Source organism: Arthrobacter sp. FW306-2-2C-D06B (genome assembly GCF_021789175.1).
GTDB lineage: Bacteria > Actinomycetota > Actinomycetes > Actinomycetales > Micrococcaceae > Arthrobacter.
The window spans coordinates 2,778,549-2,795,064 of the sequence record NZ_CP084560.1 but is presented as its reverse complement, the minus strand read 5'-3'; the positions used below and the strand labels follow the sequence as shown (position 1 = coordinate 2,795,064).

Sequence of the window (16,516 nt, the reverse complement as noted above, 5' to 3'; positions counted from 1 at the left end):
CGCAGTATCCTGCCCGAAGCCCCGGCCGTTTCCGCTCCTGTGGAAACCGCCGGGGCTTCGGCGTTGCCTGCCAATTCACCGGACGACCGCTCCGCGCGGTTGCAAAGGGCGATTTCAGCGGGTGAGCTGTGATCCGGGTTAAGCTAGGGGACTGACACGGGGTGCCGCGCACCAAGCCGGCTGAGACCAGACCCGTTGAACCTGTCCGGTTAGCACCGGCGAAGGGATGTCTTGCATGACTGTTTCAGCGCAATCAGCCGTCTACCCGCTCAAGGCTATCCAGCGGGCCATCCCGAGGGTCCTCAGCATTGCCGGCTCGGATCCTTCGGGTGGCGCCGGGATCCAGGCGGACCTCAAGAGCATTGCGGCCAACGGAGGCTATGGCATGGCCGTGATTACGGCGCTCACGGTACAAAACACGCAGGGCGTCACTGCCGTCCATGTGCCTCCTGTGGAATTCCTGCGCCAGCAATTGGATGCCATTAGCGACGACATCACCGTCGATGCCGTCAAAATCGGCATGCTCGGGGACGCGGCCGTCATCCACGAAGTCCGTCGCTGGCTCGGCGAGGCGCGCCCCGCCGTCGTCGTGCTGGATCCGGTGATGATCGCGACCAGTGGCGACCGGCTCCTCGCGGAGTCCGCTGAAACCGCGCTGCGGGAACTTCTGCCCCTCGCCGATTTGGTGACCCCCAACCTTCCTGAATTGGCCATGCTGCTCGGCGAACCTGAAGCCACTGACTGGGCCACGGCGTTGGAGCAAGGCAAACGCTTGGCCGCTGCCTGTGGAAACACCGTCCTGGTGAAGGGTGGCCATCTGCAGGGAGCGGGCTGCCCCGATGCCTTGGTCAACACCGGGGGAGTACTGAGCCAGGACGTGGTGGAATTCGCCGGCCAACGCGTGGAGACCCGCAACAGCCATGGCACGGGATGTTCCCTCTCCTCGGCGATGGCGACGGCCAAGGCGCGGCTCGGCGATTGGGAGTCCGCCCTGCGCGTAGTCAAGCCCTGGCTTCAGGAAGCGCTGACCCAGTCCGAGGTGCTGGAAGTCGGGAAGGGCAACGGGCCGATCCATCATTTCCATGCGCTCCAGCAGGACCTTCAACCGGGGGATTTCGCCGTCCGGATGTGGGACGCCGCCCAAACGGAACTTGCGGCCATTTATGGCTTGGACTTCATCCAGCACTTGCAAACCGGTGGCCTCAGCGAAGCGCAGTTCAGCTATTACCTGTCGCAGGATGCCATCTATCTCAACGGCTATTCGAGGGTCCTGGCACGGGCAAGCGCCCTCGCCCCGAGTGAAACCGAACAGCTGTTCTGGGCCCGCGGCTCGCAGATGTGCCTTGAGGTCGAGTCCGAGCTGCACCGGAATTGGCTCAATGGACGCCAGGTAAGCGGAGAGCTAGGACCGGTCACCAAGGCCTACGTGGACCACTTGCTGGCGGCGTCGGCGTCGGGAAGCTACGCCGTGCTGCTGGCTGCCGTGCTTCCCTGCTACTGGTTGTACGCCGAGGTGGGACACCAGCTCCACCTTGGCTACATTCGGGCCGGAGCGTCGGACGAGCACCCTTACGCAGACTGGCTGCGCACCTACGCGGACGAAGCGTTCGCAGAGGCCACCCGCAAGGCGATCGACATCACGGATGCCGCCGCACAGGCCGCGTCGCCAGCGGAGCGCACCGCGATGATGGAGGCGTTTGCCCAATCCTGCCGTTATGAAACGGCGTTCTTCGATGCTCCAAGATTGCATGCCTGAGCCCGTTTTCCGGGACGGAGACAGCGGAGCGAGGCAGCGGAGCAAGGCGCATTTCGCGGGCGCTGCAGCGTGTCGTCGCGAGGATCCGAGCTTTTCCCGGCCGGCAGGGTAAGGTGGACGGGCACGGTACCGGATGGCGACATAGCCAGTCTGTGGCAGCCATCACGTGGCAGCCTCCGGACCTGGCCTCATTTGCAGCCGAAGGCGAAACTAGCGTAATCTAGATCTTCGGTGCTTACGCCAACACTTGGGTTATGCCCCTAGAAACCGTTCATTTGGAACTTACCTTTCATTTGGAACTATTCGAGGGATGACTCATGGATTCCGTACCGGAGTCCACGGCGTTGAGGCACAGCGTGAACCAGGCCCGTTTTCGGATCGGGGTTCCGCACGCAAATTTAGTAATAAACGTCGAGAGAAGTGAGTGCCCAAGTGGTGTACGCGATTGTCCGCGCAGGCGGCCGCCAAGAAAAGGTTTCCGTTGGAGACTACGTAACCCTGAACCGCGTCCCCGGCGGAGCCGGCAGCACCCTTGAGCTGCCCGCACTGCTCCTGGTGGACGGTGACAAGGTCACCTCCGCTGCTGCGGATCTGGCCAAGGTCAAGGTTACGGCTGAGATCCTCGAAGACCTCCGTGGTCCGAAGATCGTCATCCAGAAGTTCAAGAACAAGACCGGCTACAAGAAGCGCCAGGGTCACCGTCAAGAACTCACCAAGATCAAGATCACCGGTATCAAGTAACCACTGGTTGCTGTTCAGGTTTTCAACAGATTCCCCAGAATTTAAAGGCAGGCATTTCAAATGGCACATAAAAAAGGCGCGAGCTCCACTCGCAACGGTCGTGACTCCAACGCCCAGTACCTCGGCGTAAAGCGCTTCGGTGGCCAGGTCGTTTCCGCAGGCGAGATCATCGTCCGCCAGCGCGGCACCCACTTCCACCCGGGCGCCGGTGTCGGCCGCGGTGGCGACGACACCCTGTTCGCCCTGCAGGCAGGTGCGGTTGAGTTCGGAACTCGCCGTGGCCGTCGCGTAGTGAACATCGTTGCTGCTGCAGCTGCAGAGTAATAACACGTTCTGAACGGGTGGAGCGGGCCGTATGGCCCGCTCCACCTGTCTTTTTAACCGCACTAGAATTTACTAGGGCGGGCGGCGGCGCATCAGCCCGCAACACGCATTTCAAGCAGTAATTTCCAGTTAGAGGAGAAACACGTGGCGACCTTCGTAGACCGGGTAGTACTTCACGTATCCGGCGGAACAGGCGGCCACGGCTGTGTCTCTGTTAAGCGCGAGAAGTTCAAGCCCCTGGGCGGACCCGACGGCGGCAACGGCGGTAACGGCGGCGACGTCATCCTGCGCGTTGACGCCCAGACCACCACTTTGCTTGATTACCACCACGCACCGCACCGCCACGCAACCAACGGTGGCCCCGGGATGGGTGACTGGCGCGGCGGCAAGAACGGCGAGACTCTCGTGCTTCCCGTGCCGGACGGCACCGTGGTCAAGACCAAGGACGGCGTTGTCCTTGCTGACCTTGTAGGTGAAGGCACCGAGTTCGTTGCCGCTGCAGGTGGCCTGGGCGGCCTTGGTAACTCGTCGTTGTCTTCGCAGAAGCGCCGTGCCCCTGGTTTCGCCCTCCTCGGAATCGAAGGGGACTCCAGTGACATCGTCCTGGAGTTGAAGTCGATCGCAGACATCGCACTGGTTGGCTTCCCCTCAGCGGGCAAGTCCAGCCTTGTCGCGGCGATGTCCGCTGCGCGGCCCAAGATCGCCGATTATCCGTTCACCACCCTGATCCCCAACCTCGGCGTGGTCCAGGCCGGTGAGGTCCGGTTCACCATTGCCGACGTTCCCGGATTGATCGAAGGCGCGAGCGAGGGCAAGGGCCTCGGCCACAACTTCCTGCGCCACGTCGAGCGTTGCGCCGCGCTCGTGCACGTGCTGGACTGCGGAACCTTGGAAGCGGACAGGGACCCGCTCTCCGACCTTGCGATCATCGAGCAAGAGCTGGATAAGTACGCAGTGGACATGAGCTACGCCGGCGTTGACGGCGAAGTGGTCCCCCTGAACGAACGCCCCAAACTTGTTGTCCTGAACAAGGTGGACCTGCCAGACGGCCGGGATATGGCCGAGTTCGTCCGCCCGGAACTGGAACAGCGCGGCTACCGCGTTTTCGAAGTCTCCGCGACGAGCCATGAAGGCCTGCGCCAACTGAGCTTCGCCATGGGCGAGATCGTCATGGCCGCCCGCAAGGCCGTTGCCACTGCGCCTCCCAAGGTCGCGGCGCCCGTCCTGCGCCCCCGCGCCGTCAACGAGTCCGGCTTCAAGATCCGCCGCGAGGAAAAGAACCTCGAGCCGCTCTTCCGCGTCCTGGGGGAGAAGCCGGTCCGTTGGGTCAAGCAGACCGACTTCACCAACGAGGAAGCCATTGGCTACCTGGCCGATCGCCTGGCAAAGCTCGGCATCGAAAACGAACTGTTCAAGATGGGTGCCGTTCCGGGTGACACCGTGGTGATCGGCGAAGAGGACGGCGTCGTCTTCGACTGGGAACCCACCATGATGGCGGGCGCCGAACTCCTGGCGACGCCTCGAGGCACGGACATCCGTGTTGCCGACATCGGCGACCGTCCCACCCGTTCGCAGAAGCGCGACGAGCAGCTCGAACGACGCGAAGCCAAGGCTGCAGCACGCGCCGAGCTCGAAGCCGAGCGGAAGGCGGGCATCTGGACCGAGTCCGTCAGCGGACGTCGTCTACCCAAGCCCCTGAAGGAAAGCGGCCTGGAAGCCGAAAATGACGACTAGCACGGCCCGCATCGCTGAAGTCACCGAAGGCGACGACTCCGCCGAACGCCAGGCATTGGCCGGCGCCAAGCGGATCGTCGTCAAAGTGGGTTCGTCCTCGCTGACCAGCATCAAAGGCGGCATCTCGGAGAAAGCGCTGACGGCACTTGTCCACGCCCTGGCTGAGAAGCGCAATTCCGGGACGGAGATCATCCTGGTCTCTTCCGGTGCCATCGCGGCGGGTCTCGCGCCGCTCGGCCTCGCCAAGCGTCCCAAGGACCTCGCCACGCAGCAGGCTGCGGCCAGCGTGGGCCAAGGGCTTTTGATGGCGCGCTATTCGCAGGCTTTTGCCGCTCACGGGGTCACGGTCAGCCAGGTCCTCTTGACGGCGGACGACTTGATGCGGCGCACGCAGCACAGCAACGCATACCGGGCGCTGGACCGTTTGCTGAACCTCGGCGTCGTGCCCGTCGTGAACGAAAACGACACCGTGGCAACGCACGAAATCCGTTTTGGCGACAACGATCGTCTGGCCGCTTTGGTGGCCCACCTTGTCCGGGCGGACGCCTTGGTCCTGTTGTCCGACGTCGACGCCCTCTACGATGGTCCGCCGTCATTGGGTGCCAAGCGCATTCCGCTTGTCACTGGTCCCGCTGACCTCGTCGGCGTGACCATCGGCAAGGCCGGTAAAGCCGGCGTTGGAACCGGAGGCATGACCACCAAGGTAGAGGCTGCGTCGATCGCCGCGGGCTCCGGCATCCACGCCCTCGTCACGTCCACGGCCAATGCCGCCGCCGCCCTGGCAGGCGAGGACGTGGGCACGTGGTTCGCCATCAACGGCAACCGCAAACCGGTACGGCTGCTTTGGCTGGCCCACCTCGCTTCGGTCCGGGGCCGTTTGGTGCTCGACGACGGCGCCGTCAAGGCCGTGCGGGACCGCCACACGTCGCTGTTGCCCGCCGGAATATCTTCGGTGCAGGGAGACTTCGAGCCGGGCGATCCGGTGGAGATGGTTTCATCCGAGGGCACCGTGATTGCCAGGGGCCTCGTGAACTACTCTGCGGACGAGCTTCCCCGCATGCTTGGCCGTTCAACCAAGGAACTCGCCAAGGACCTTGGCCGCGGATATGACCGCGTAGTTGTTCATGTTGACGACCTCGTACTGGTCCAGCAGTCCCGCTCCACTAAACTTGGAGAATGACTGAGGCCCTTACCCCTGATTCTCCTGTGATGACTGACGCCCTGGCTGCTGGCAATGCCGCCCAGGTGCCGGAAACTCCGGAGAGGGGAAACGCGCCGCTCACCCCTGAGCAAGTGGAGGCGGCCGTGCATTCGATCGCGGACCGCTCACGGCAGGCCGCACGGCACATGTCCCAGGCGAACCGCGCCTGGAAGGACCGCGCGCTGCACGCTATTGGCGCAGCCCTCCGGGAAAAGCAGGGGTCCATCCTCGCCGCCAACGCGAAGGATGTTGAGTCCGGCCGCAACAACGGAACCTCCGCTGCCATGCTGGACCGCCTGACCCTGACACCTGCCCGCATCGACGGCCTTGTGGCGGCCCTTGAAAACCTGGCGGGCCTGCCGGATCCCGTGGGAAACGTCGTCCGAGGCCAGACCCTCCCCAACGGACTTCGCTTGCGCCAAGTCAATGTGCCGATGGGAGTCGTCGCAGCGATCTACGAGGCGCGCCCCAATGTCACGGTTGACATCGCCGGACTCGCCCTGAAGAGCGGCAATGCAGTGATCCTGCGTGGCGGATCGGCTGCTGCCCACACCAACGCAGCCCTTGTGACCATCCTCCGCGATGCGTTGGAATCCGTCGGGCTGCCGGCCGACGCCGTGCAGAGCGTGGACCAGTTCGGCCGCGAGGGCGCGAACGTCCTGATGCGTGCCCGTGGCCGGGTGGACGTGCTGATTCCGCGTGGTGGACGGGACCTGATTCAGACTGTGGTGAACAACTCTTCCGTCCCCGTCATTGAGACCGGCGAGGGAAATGTGCACATCTTCATCGACGAGTCCGCCAGCGAAGAGATGGCTGTCGATATCCTGCTTAACGCCAAGACCCAGCGCCCCAGCGTTTGCAACACTGTGGAGACTCTCCTGGTGCACTCGAAATCCACGGTGCTGCCCGCCGTCGCTACCGCCTTGCGCTCTGCCGGTGTCACCTTGCACGTCGATTCCCGGATTCAAGCGGCGCTGTCCGGCTCCGTGGACACAGTCCCCGCCGACGACGCCGATTGGGCCACGGAATACATGGACCTCGACCTCGCAGTTGCCATGGTGGACAACCTGGACGAGGCGGTCGCGCACATCCGCAAATGGTCGACCGGCCACACGGAGGCCATCCTGACGAACAATCTGGCGAACGCGGAGAAGTTCATCGCGGACATCGACTCTGCGGCGGTCATCGTGAACGCATCCACGCGTTTCACTGATGGGGGCGAGCTCGGCCTGGGTGCCGAGGTAGGAATCTCTACGCAGAAGCTGCACGCACGCGGTCCCATGGGCCTCACTGAGCTGACCACCACGAAGTGGATTGTCCAGGGTGAAGGCCAGATCCGCGGCTAGCGACGCTGTAACATAGAACAGAAGTCCTGAACGGTGGGAGGATCCGCCGTCGAAATCCTTTGAACCGCTAGGGGAGAAAATGCAGTTTCAGCAGATCGCCATTTCAATTTTCACGCAAGGGGGCGAGAGCGGAGCCGAAGCGCCGGCACCGTTGTGGGCTGAACCTTGGGTTTTCGGTGTCTCAATGTTCTGCATCCTGCTCGTCCTCATGTTTGTCGCAGTCTCCTACACTAACCTCGGCAACCGTCACGAGGCCGTCGAAGAGCACTCGGATCCGCACCGCCAGCACCCGGCCAAGCACCCAGGGCTGGGTCACTAACATTTCCGCCGCAAAACCCTTCGAGGAAACGGGGCGCCGGCTGCGCTTGGGCGTGATGGGTGGAACCTTCGATCCCATTCACCACGGCCACTTGGTTGCTGCCAGTGAGGTTGCCGCCAAGTTTCGCTTGGACGAGGTGGTCTTCGTGCCCACCGGCGAGCCCTGGCAGAAATCGCACAAGCAGGTCAGTGAAGCCGAGCACCGGTACTTGATGACGGTCATTGCCACGGCTTCCAACCCCAATTTCACGGTGAGCCGCGTGGACGTGGACCGCCCCGGTCCCACGTTCACCATCGATACCCTGCGGGATCTCCGGACCCAGCGGCCGGACGCGGACTTGTTCTTCATCACGGGCGCTGACGCCCTCGCGCAGATCCTGTCCTGGAAAGATGTCGACGAGCTTTGGACCTTGGCGCACTTTGTCGGGGTCACCCGGCCCGGTCATGTCCTTGACGGCATGGGCAGGGAGGACGTCAGTCTGTTGGAAGTGCCCGCCATGGCGATTTCTTCGACGGATTGCCGCGCCCGGGTGGGTGCAGGCAATCCGGTCTGGTACCTCGTGCCTGATGGGGTAGTGCAGTACATCGCCAAATACAAGCTGTACTCGGGCAAACCCGGCATGGGGGAGCCCCTGCATGCTATGACCGGATCAGAACACCAAGCCCGTACCGAGTGAGTTTTGAATGAGCCAGGAACAGCCCCCCATCCCTAGCCGGCGCGAGCTTCGACGAGCCCGGGACGCACGCGTGGAAGAAACCGGCGCACGTCCCGCGGTAGCCGAAGCCGTTACCTCCGACGACGCCAACCACGCGTCCGGTGGCGCTTCGGTCAATCGGGTGCGCCGGGTGGCCGATGCTCCGCTGGACGCTCAACCCGCCTCGGAACGTTCTTCGCAGGCCCGTGCACGCGACCGCGCCGCACTCCGCGCCATCAAGGAACTCGCGGATAAGGAGCAGCAGCTTTCCCGCGGCGGTCCGCCCACGCGCCGCCAGTTGCGCCTGCAGCAATTGCAGGAAGAAGTTGCCCCGGGCACCTCGGCGATCCCCGTTGTCCCGGCACCCGGATCCGGGCCGAGGACGTCCAGTGTCCAGGTCCAGGCTCCCGGAAGGCAGCAGTCCGGCCCTGATGGCCCGGGCGTTTCACCAGGCGGCGGTGTGCGGGTCACGGCAGGCCCGCCTCCCGGCGCCCCCGAAATGACCGTGGAGCAGGCCTTGATGGCCCGTGAGCTATTGGCTGCCCAAGCGCAAAATCAGTCCAACAAGCTTGAGCACATCGCGGCAATGGAATCGGCGGTGCAGAAAATTCCGGCCGCTGAATCCGGGGTTTCCCAAGCCGACGTTGAGCCAGCGGATCCAGAGGCCCTGGCCGAACAAATCGCCCAGGCTGAACGCGAGGCGATCCTCAACAAGAGGGCCATGGCCAAGCAGAAGCTTGCCGAGCAGAACAGCCGTCCTTCTGGTCCGGTCCGCGCTGAACCTTCCGTGGCCAGCAACCTGGCCATGGTGACGCCCCTGGAATTCGTGAAGGTTCCGGGACTCGAGCGTCCGGTCATGAAGCCGCCCGGCACCACCTTTGTTCCTCTCGTGACCTCACCTGCGCCGAAACTGAAGCCCGGGCAATCGGCGTCGGGCAAGTCCCGCAGCCTGCGCGGCCGCGCAGGAGTGCTGGCACGCGCAGAGGCCGCTGCGAAAGCGGCAGGTCGACTCCCCGCGTCGGACTCCGTCTCGGACGGCGATGCCTTCGGTGAAGCGGCCGAACATCCGCCTATTTCGGCAAGTTCGGCTTACGGACTTGAACCGCTCGACGCCGCGACGGCGGGACTCGGGCGCGCCCAGCGTACCCGGCTACTGGTCCTCGGACTCGTTGGCATCGGAGCCATCGCCCTGATTGCGGGCATCATCATGATCACCAGCGGACTTTCCCGCTGACTATAACGGCTTTTGCCACCAAACAGGCTTCGTTTATTCTCGAAGCCGCATACAAGGAGTCCCGTGACTGCACATGAACAATCCGTCCTCTTGGCCCGCCACGCCGCCCGCGCGGCAGCGGACAAGCTGGCCGAGGACATCATCGCCTTGGACGTCAGCGAACGTCTGGCCCTGACCGACGTCTTCCTGATCGCCTCGGCCCCGACCGAACGCCAGGTCAATGCCATCGTCGACGGCATCGAGGAAGAGCTGCTCAAGCAGGACCTGCGCCCGGTCCGCCGCGAAGGACGGTCCGAAGGCCGCTGGGTCCTGTTGGACTACGCCGACATCGTGGTGCACGTCCAGCACTCCGAAGACAGGGTCTTCTACGCCCTGGAACGCCTGTGGAAAGACTGCCCGGTAGTGGATCTGGAACTCGGTGACGACGCCTCGGCGAAGACTCCCGCCGTCGAGGAATCCTAGGCTTTAGGGCACAAACCAACTGAATATGCCCGATTTGGAATTTTCGGAAATGCTGTTCTAAGATATTTGAGTTGCTTCGGAGGAATCCGAAAACCGGAGGAGATTTTCAGGCCGGTTCACGGTTCGCGGAGCAGCGAGGATATGGGGCTGTGGCGCAGCTGGTAGCGCACCTGCATGGCATGCAGGGGGTCAGGGGTTCGAGTCCCCTCAGCTCCACCATAGAGTCGAAAGAGCCACCCCGTTGGGGTGGCTCTTTCGTTTTCTCCGGTGTTCTCGGCGTGGATCGCTTTGGGTGTGTTTGCCGATCTTGTCCGGGTTCGCTGGTCATCACGGACCCGTCGTCAGAGCGAGGCGTTGTCGGCTTCGTAGACCTGGGAGGCGAACTCTTCGAGTCTCACTGCGCACCGGGAGAGTTCATCGGCCACCTTTTCGGCCATGGGCGCACCGAGGACGTCGCGCGCCTTGACCTTCTCGAACCACCCGCGGAGTTTCCCAAGGTCCTCCTCGTTTTCCTCTAGTTCGCCGTAGGTGAAGTGCTCTTCCCTGACCTCCTTCTCCACTCCGGCGTGGAAATCGCGGCACTTGTCTAGAATCTCCTCGTATTCGTCGTTGCGGGCCTCGTTGAACATGTTTACGAGGTCGTTCTCGCCGATGAGAGACGCTGCGTTGACCAGGAATGCCTTGCCTGCCATCGATTCGACGATCTCGTTGCGCAGGGCGCGCATGGCCCGTTCGTTTTGGGGTGTGCGTGGCGCGGCGGCCGCGGAATTCTGCATGTAGACGGCGCCCAGGTTGCGCAGCCGGCGCCACACCGCCGCCCGCAGGCGGGTGGGTTCGCTGGGTACCCGATAGATCAGGATGAGCCAGGTGATCGGGTCCTGGCTCCCAGTCCGCGCCGGCCGCGGTGCTTCCATCTCAGGGTCCGGCGCGGCGGACGTGTTCGTTTCGACGTTCATCAGGTCTCCTCTTGTTGCCAACGCCATCGTATCGTCTGCCGCTCGCCGGACGGGTGACGGGGGATGTTTTGAATACATGACGGTCGGCTATCATCCGCTCGTGAGTGGTTGCATCCAAGGTGAGAAGTTCCTGGTGTTCGAAGGTATAACGGCGGCGACTGTCATGTGATCACAATGTTGCACTCCAGATATAACGGTCGTTACTATTGACAACGAACGTATTGACCAAAGGTATTCAGAAGGGTGGTAGTCATGGGTTCAAGTACCGATTGGGGCTTGGCCATATCCGTGTTCGTGGCCGCCATCGTCGAGATGGTCGAGGCATTGACGATTGTGCTCGCGATGGGCATGACCCGGAGCTGGAAGTCGACGCTGGTCGGCATTGGGGCGGCGCTTGTGGCGCTGACCGGATTCACGGCAGTTACGGGTTACGCTCTGGCGACCTGGCTCCCGCGCTCGAGCCTGCAGCTCGTGATAGGTATCCTGCTGCTGATCTTCGGGCTGCAGTGGCTGCGCAAGGCAATTCTGCGCTCCTCCGGGCGCAAGGCCTTGCATGATGAAGCGCTGATCTACGAGAAGCAGGCCAAGGCGGCCGCCGCGGCCGGAAACGAGACCCGGTTCGGGCTCGACTGGTTCTCATTCGTCATCAGCTTCAAGGGCGTGTTCCTCGAAGGTGTCGAAGTGGTCTTCATCGTTATCACCTTCGGCCTCAACGCCCACAACATGCCGGTCGCGATCCTGGGTGCGGTTGCCGCCGTCGTCGTGGTCCTGCTCGCCGCGGTCGTCGTCCACGCGCCGCTGACCAAGGTGCCCGAGAACACCCTCAAGTTCGGTGTGGGCCTCCTGCTCGCGACCTTCGGCACCTTTTGGGCCATCGAGGGCCTGGGAAGCCTCACCCCGGACCGGGCCAGCCTTGAGTGGATCGGCTCGGACTTCGTCCTGCTGCCCATCCTGGCCGGCTGGCTGCTGCTCTCGGTCGTGCTGGTCCGGGTCCTCAGGGTCCCGGTCGCTTCCCCGAAGGCCTCAGCAGCCCTCGTCGATGCTCGAGGGGAGGTCTAAGCAATGAAATTCCTCAAGGGGTTCGCCCAATTCTGGTACGACTTCATCATCGGAGATGACTGGAAGATCGCCGCGGCGGTGGTGTCCGTGCTCGCCGTCGGCGCCGGATTCGTCCTGAACGGCTTCGAGCACTCCCAACTGCTCCCGCCGATCCTGGCAGTAGCCCTGGGGGCAGCCTTCGTCGTCGCCCTCGCCATCGACATCAAGCGGAACCCTAAAAACTAAGAAAAACCAATACGTAGTACGTTCTGTCAAAAGGCAGAAAGAAGCGGTCCCGGGTACTCCCCGGGACCGCTTCTTCGCGGTCCGGGGAAGTCTTTGCTCAAGCGAAGGACGCCCGGTGTTCACGCACCGTCCACCTGCGTCTTGACTGCACTTTGCGTTCGCCTGTGAATCTAACAACTGTCACTCTCAAGAATGACACTCGAGATAGCTTCATTACATCAGGAGTTCGCTGTGCATCACTCACGTCGCCCCCTTGCCCTCGCTCTCGGCTCTCTCCTACTCGTCACCACCATGTCGGCCTGCGGTGCGGCTGCCGGTGATTCCGGCAGCGGATCTGCCTCGGTCTCCGCGGCAGCCAGCGGCGGTTTCACGCTCTATTCGTCCATGGGCTTTGCCAAGCAGGCCATCGCCGCCTTCACGGCCAAGACCGGCATCCCGGTCAAGCTTGTCGCGGACAGCGGCGGACCGCTCCTGACCAAAGTCTCTGCTGAAAAGGCCAACCCTCAGTGGACAGCGCTCTGGGTCGAAGGGGACATGGCATACGCAACGCTGGCGCAGAGCGGTCAGCTCGCTCCGTACGGGCCCCAGGTGAACTACAACGCCGTCGGCAAGACCCTCACACCACAGGACCACACGTACGCCCCGGTCAGCGCCACCACGATGGCCGCACTCCTATGCAATGCCGTCAAGGTACCCAACCCGCCCAGCCAGTACTCCGAGCTGCTCGCCGAGCAGTACAAGGGCAGGATCGGGATGAACGATCCGAGCCAGTCCGGACCGACCTACACGTTCGTCGCCGGGATCATGCAGCAAATGGGCGGCGCCCAACAGGGCAAGGACTACCTCACCCGCCTCAAGGCGAACGGGCTCAAGGTCTTCCCGACCAATGGAGACACCCTGCACGCCCTGGAGACCGGTCAGATCGACTGCGGCCTCGTCCAGTCAAGCGCTGCTTCGGGCGAGATCCTCAAGGTCCCTGCCACAGACAGCTTCAAGCCGGTTGCCACTTATCTCCCGCAGTCCACGCTGCTGCCCGGCGTCATCGGGATCAGCTCCAAAGCCACCGGCGATGCCAAGACGGATGCGCAGAAGTTCGAAGACTTCCTGCTCTCCCCGGAAGGCCAGCAGGCCATCATCAGCGCAGCACCCCAAGGGGCATCACTGTTCTGGCCCGTCGTCGACGGGGCGAACAAACTCGACGCTCTCTCGCCGATGCCCACGGCTTACCAGCGCCTCGACCCTACTCTGTGGGGCCCGCAGCAGGCGGACATCGTCAACTGGTTCTCCGCGACAATCAAATGACGGGCGAATACGTCCTGGGGCGGCCCCGTCCTGCCCCTGACTGGGCCGCGCACCTGCTTCGAAACACCCGCTTCTTCCTCTCCCCGGCGGCGTTGTTCTGGGTGGTGATCATGGCGATCCTCGTCGCACCGATCGCGGTCTTCCTCGCCGTCGGCGTCATCCCGGGAACGTTCGGCCTCGACGCCGGCGCACTCGATTTCTCGGCCTTCAGCGTTCTCACACAAGGCAAGATGCTCAGCGCGATGGTGAATTCGCTGGTGCTCGGCGTCGTCGTCGCGGTCGCTGCCACCGCGATCGCCGGCACTGTCGCATGGCTCGTGCACCGGACGGACGTCCCGCTGCGCGGACTCTCCGCCGCCGCCATGTTCGCCGTGCTCATCACCCCGAGCTACCTCATGGCGATGGGCTGGCAGCGGCTCCTGGAACCGGGGGGAGTGCTCGAGGTGGCCGGCATCGACGCGTCCGGCGCGCGGGCGATCCTCTACGGACCCGTGGGGGTCGCGATGGTCCTCACGTTCAAAGGCATCCCTTTCGCCTACCTCGCGATTTCGGCCGCGCTGCGGGGACTCGGCCAGGAGTTCGAGCACGCCGTGCGGGTGCACGGCGGATCGGCACGGGATGCAGCGAAGATCGTCCTTGCGCTGATCAGCCCTGCCATGGCCTCGGCACTGGCAATCGTTTTCGCCGAGGCGATCTCCGACTTCGGCGTCGCCACGACCCTCGGAAGAGCCGGGGGGTTCACGGTCGCGACCTACGGCATCTACGACGCCATCCAGGCGTTCCCGGTCCAGTTCCAAGCAGCCTCGGCCGTGAGCTGGGTCCTGCTGCTGCTCATAGTAATCGCGCTCGTGCTCCAGTCGGCAGCCCTGCGGGGCCGCAGCTACCGCGTCCTCGGCGGCCGCACCAGGCCGGCGGCCAGGAAGCGGCTAGGCCCCGCAGGCAAGGCCCTCGGCGGCACCTTCCTCACGGCGCTATGGGTCCCGGTGCTGGGCGTTCCGGCATTGGGGGCCCTCTCGGCCTCGCTCGTCACGAACCTCGGTTCGATGAGCGAGCACCATCTCAGCTTCGATAGCTACATTCGTGTGCTGAGGAACAGCGATTCCTACGAGCCTCTCGCGTTCTCGGCGCAGATGGCGTTCGTGGTGGCCACCGTGACTGCGTTTGTCGCGGTGATCGCGGCCCGGATGCTCTCAAAGAGCCGCAAGACCGTCATGACCAGGGGTCTTGACTTCGTCCTGCTCGCGGCCGTCGCCCTGCCGGGCATCGTCTTCGCGGCCGGCTACATCTTCACCTACAACCTGCCCGGGGTCAATCGGCTCGGTATCCACCTCTACGGGACAGTCGCACTGCTCGGACTTGCGTATATAGCCTCCTCGCTCCCGGCCACGACAAGGCTGCTCTTCGGTAGTCTGAGCCAGCTGCAGGAGTCGCTCTCGCACGCCGCCCGCGCGCACGGACGCGGCCCCATCGCAACCTGGTTCACCATCACCGTGCCAATGATCGCGCGCCCGGCCGTGTCCGCGTGGATGCTGACCTTCGCCCACATCATGCTCGAACTGCCGATCAGCCAGCTGCTCTACCCGCCCGGCCACGCCCCGCTCGTCGTCGGGATCGAACACGCCCTGGAACAGTACGACTTCAGCGGGGGCACAGCCATGCAAGTGCTCGCCATCCTTTTTTGCCTCGCCGTAGTCGGCCTGGCTCAACTCACATTCCGTCTCGCCGCCCCACGCGGCTGGCTCCACATCGGGAGGACCTCATGACCGCCTTTACAACCCGGCTGGCTGAACCCGACGCCGGACGCGGAGCGAGTGGGGGACGCGGAGCGGAGATCTCATGCGCTCGGGTTTCCAAACGGTATGGCACGGTCCGCGCGCTCGACGATATCAGTCTGCACGTGCCGCCCGGCTCGTTCACTGTGCTCCTCGGGCCGTCCGGCTCGGGGAAGACGACTCTACTGCGGTCAATCGCCGGCATCGAGCGAGTCGACGGCGGTCGCATCGAGCTGCGGGGTGGGGAAGTAAGCTCCGCGACCCGCAGCGTCCCACCCGAAAAGCGCAACCTAGGCATGGTTTTCCAAGACTATGCGTTGTGGCCACACCTTACGGTTGCTGGCAACGTCGGCTACGCGCTGCGGCGCCGCGGCAGCGGCCACTCCCGGTCGAGCGCTGCGCAGGCAGTGGCTGCCATGCTCGAGAGGGTGGGCCTCGGCCACCTCGGCGAACGCTACCCCAACGAACTGTCCGGCGGGCAGCAGCAGCGAGTGGCCCTGGCCCGTGCGATGGTCGGCTCACCGTCACTGGTCCTCTTCGACGAGCCGCTCTCCAACCTTGATGCGGACCTGCGCGAACGGCTCCGGCTCGAAATCTCGGTGCGCATCAGGGAGGCCGGGGCGACGGCGGTCTACATCACCCACGATCAGGGCGAGGCTTTCGCCTTGGCCGACGTGGTCGCCGTACTCGACCGCGGTCGGATCGTCCAGACCGGGACGCCGGAGGAAATCTACACCCGTCCGGCCAGCCCGTTCGTGGCTCGGTTCACCGGCCTGGCCGGGACGATTCCAGGTACCATCGCCCGCATCGAATCGATCGGGCAAACCTGCTACGCCGCCGTCGACATCCCAGGCGGGCGAATCAAAGCGCGTCTCGCCGATGAGGGTAGTCCCGGCCAGCACGTCACGGTCTTCGTCCGGCCCACCGCCACCACCCTCGTGTCGGGTGCGGTTCCCGATTCAGCGAATGCCGTGGAGGGTACGGTAGTGGACCTGGCGTACCGCGGCCGGTCCTACGACCACGTGGTACGCGGCCAATTCGGCAGCCTCTCCTCGGTTGCAGCGCCCCTCGCCGCCGCACGCGGCGAGCGATGCGCTGTAGTTATCGAGGCCGACTCAGCAATCGCATTTCCCCGGGAGGACGACGCAAGCGATCGGCACTAGCGACCCCTCGCCACAGCACCCCATCAGAGAAGAGCCGAATCACCCGCCCAACTCGATCTCAATACTGCCCCCGTACCGCGGCCGGTCAACGGCCAAGAGCGGTAACCTCCAGAGTCAACGAAATCCGGGGCAGTCCCGACAGCGTGTCCGGTTGCAAGAACTCGGACACGCTGTCGCTTGGCGTTCGATGTGGGACATGCTCGGCCGGTCCCGCGCTCTAAGGCGCCG

The 16,516-nt window shown here is 64.0% G+C and carries 16 protein-coding genes, 1 tRNA gene and 1 riboswitch; of the genes, 16 read left to right on the top strand and 1 reads right to left on the bottom strand.

What is annotated here, in order from left to right:
* Window positions 1-147 precede the first annotated feature (147 nt).
* Window positions 148-244: riboswitch (TPP riboswitch) on the top strand.
* The 11 genes from thiD to LFT47_RS12965 all read left to right on the top strand — a co-directional run bounded on the left by thiD (window position 236) and on the right by LFT47_RS12965 (window position 10,030).
* Entirely contained in the window at window positions 236-1,756 is a 1,521-nt protein-coding gene (thiD, locus tag LFT47_RS13015) for a bifunctional hydroxymethylpyrimidine kinase/phosphomethylpyrimidine kinase (RefSeq protein WP_236811380.1), read from the top strand. Its footprint overlaps the riboswitch before it by 9 nt.
* A gap of 432 nt (window positions 1,757-2,188) precedes the next feature.
* Entirely contained in the window at window positions 2,189-2,497 is a 309-nt protein-coding gene (rplU, locus tag LFT47_RS13010) for a 50S ribosomal protein L21 (protein ID WP_028267456.1), read from the top strand.
* A gap of 60 nt (window positions 2,498-2,557) precedes the next feature.
* Complete coding sequence (rpmA, locus tag LFT47_RS13005; RefSeq protein ID WP_003803426.1) at window positions 2,558-2,821, top strand: 50S ribosomal protein L27; 264 nt, start codon at window positions 2,558-2,560, stop codon at window positions 2,819-2,821.
* A gap of 144 nt (window positions 2,822-2,965) precedes the next feature.
* Window positions 2,966-4,555: a GTPase ObgE gene (gene obgE / locus LFT47_RS13000; protein WP_236811379.1), complete on the top strand. Its 1,590-nt coding sequence runs from the start codon at window positions 2,966-2,968 to the stop codon at window positions 4,553-4,555.
* Window positions 4,545-5,735: a glutamate 5-kinase gene (proB, locus tag LFT47_RS12995; RefSeq protein WP_236811377.1), complete on the top strand. Its 1,191-nt coding sequence runs from the start codon at window positions 4,545-4,547 to the stop codon at window positions 5,733-5,735. Before obgE ends, proB begins: the two co-directional genes overlap by 11 nt.
* Window positions 5,732-7,102 (top strand): glutamate-5-semialdehyde dehydrogenase, encoded by a 1,371-nt coding sequence (locus LFT47_RS12990; RefSeq protein WP_236811373.1) that lies wholly within the window; start codon window positions 5,732-5,734, stop codon window positions 7,100-7,102. The genes proB and LFT47_RS12990 overlap by 4 nt, the downstream gene beginning before the upstream one ends.
* A gap of 79 nt (window positions 7,103-7,181) precedes the next feature.
* On the top strand, window positions 7,182-7,421 hold the full coding sequence (locus LFT47_RS12985; protein WP_236811371.1) for a hypothetical protein: 240 nt from the start codon (window positions 7,182-7,184) through the stop codon (window positions 7,419-7,421).
* 55 nt (window positions 7,422-7,476) lie between these two features.
* Entirely contained in the window at window positions 7,477-8,097 is a 621-nt protein-coding gene (gene nadD / locus LFT47_RS12980) for a nicotinate-nucleotide adenylyltransferase (protein ID WP_236811369.1), read from the top strand.
* Window positions 8,098-8,104: 7 nt separating this feature from the next.
* A complete protein-coding gene (locus LFT47_RS12975; RefSeq protein ID WP_236811367.1) occupies window positions 8,105-9,349 on the top strand; it encodes a hypothetical protein in 1,245 nt (414 codons plus the stop codon).
* Between the two features lie 63 nt (window positions 9,350-9,412).
* Entirely contained in the window at window positions 9,413-9,811 is a 399-nt protein-coding gene (gene rsfS, locus LFT47_RS12970) for a ribosome silencing factor (RefSeq protein ID WP_236811365.1), read from the top strand.
* A 143-nt stretch (window positions 9,812-9,954) separates the two neighbouring features.
* Window positions 9,955-10,030, top strand: a tRNA-Ala gene (locus LFT47_RS12965).
* Between the two features lie 122 nt (window positions 10,031-10,152).
* Here LFT47_RS12965 and LFT47_RS12960 read toward each other — a convergent pair.
* Window positions 10,153-10,767, bottom strand: a complete 615-nt coding sequence (locus LFT47_RS12960) for a Chromate resistance protein ChrB (RefSeq protein ID WP_236811360.1) — start codon at window positions 10,765-10,767, stop codon at window positions 10,153-10,155.
* 252 nt (window positions 10,768-11,019) lie between these two features.
* Here LFT47_RS12960 and LFT47_RS12955 point away from each other — a divergent pair, with 252 nt between their 5' ends.
* From LFT47_RS12955 to LFT47_RS12935, 5 genes are all read left to right on the top strand, one after another.
* A complete protein-coding gene (locus tag LFT47_RS12955; RefSeq protein ID WP_236811358.1) occupies window positions 11,020-11,826 on the top strand; it encodes a COG4280 domain-containing protein in 807 nt (268 codons plus the stop codon).
* A 3-nt stretch (window positions 11,827-11,829) separates the two neighbouring features.
* Complete coding sequence (locus tag LFT47_RS12950; RefSeq protein ID WP_236811356.1) at window positions 11,830-12,051, top strand: hypothetical protein; 222 nt, start codon at window positions 11,830-11,832, stop codon at window positions 12,049-12,051.
* A 231-nt stretch (window positions 12,052-12,282) separates the two neighbouring features.
* The gene (locus LFT47_RS12945) at window positions 12,283-13,353 is read left to right on the top strand and encodes an ABC transporter substrate-binding protein (protein ID WP_236811354.1); all 1,071 of its coding nucleotides are present in this window, start codon (window positions 12,283-12,285) and stop codon (window positions 13,351-13,353) included.
* A complete protein-coding gene (locus LFT47_RS12940; RefSeq protein ID WP_236811352.1) occupies window positions 13,350-15,116 on the top strand; it encodes an ABC transporter permease in 1,767 nt (588 codons plus the stop codon). The genes LFT47_RS12945 and LFT47_RS12940 overlap by 4 nt, the downstream gene beginning before the upstream one ends.
* On the top strand, window positions 15,113-16,288 hold the full coding sequence (locus LFT47_RS12935) for an ABC transporter ATP-binding protein (RefSeq protein ID WP_236811351.1): 1,176 nt from the start codon (window positions 15,113-15,115) through the stop codon (window positions 16,286-16,288). The genes LFT47_RS12940 and LFT47_RS12935 overlap by 4 nt, the downstream gene beginning before the upstream one ends.
* Window positions 16,289-16,516 lie beyond the last annotated feature (228 nt).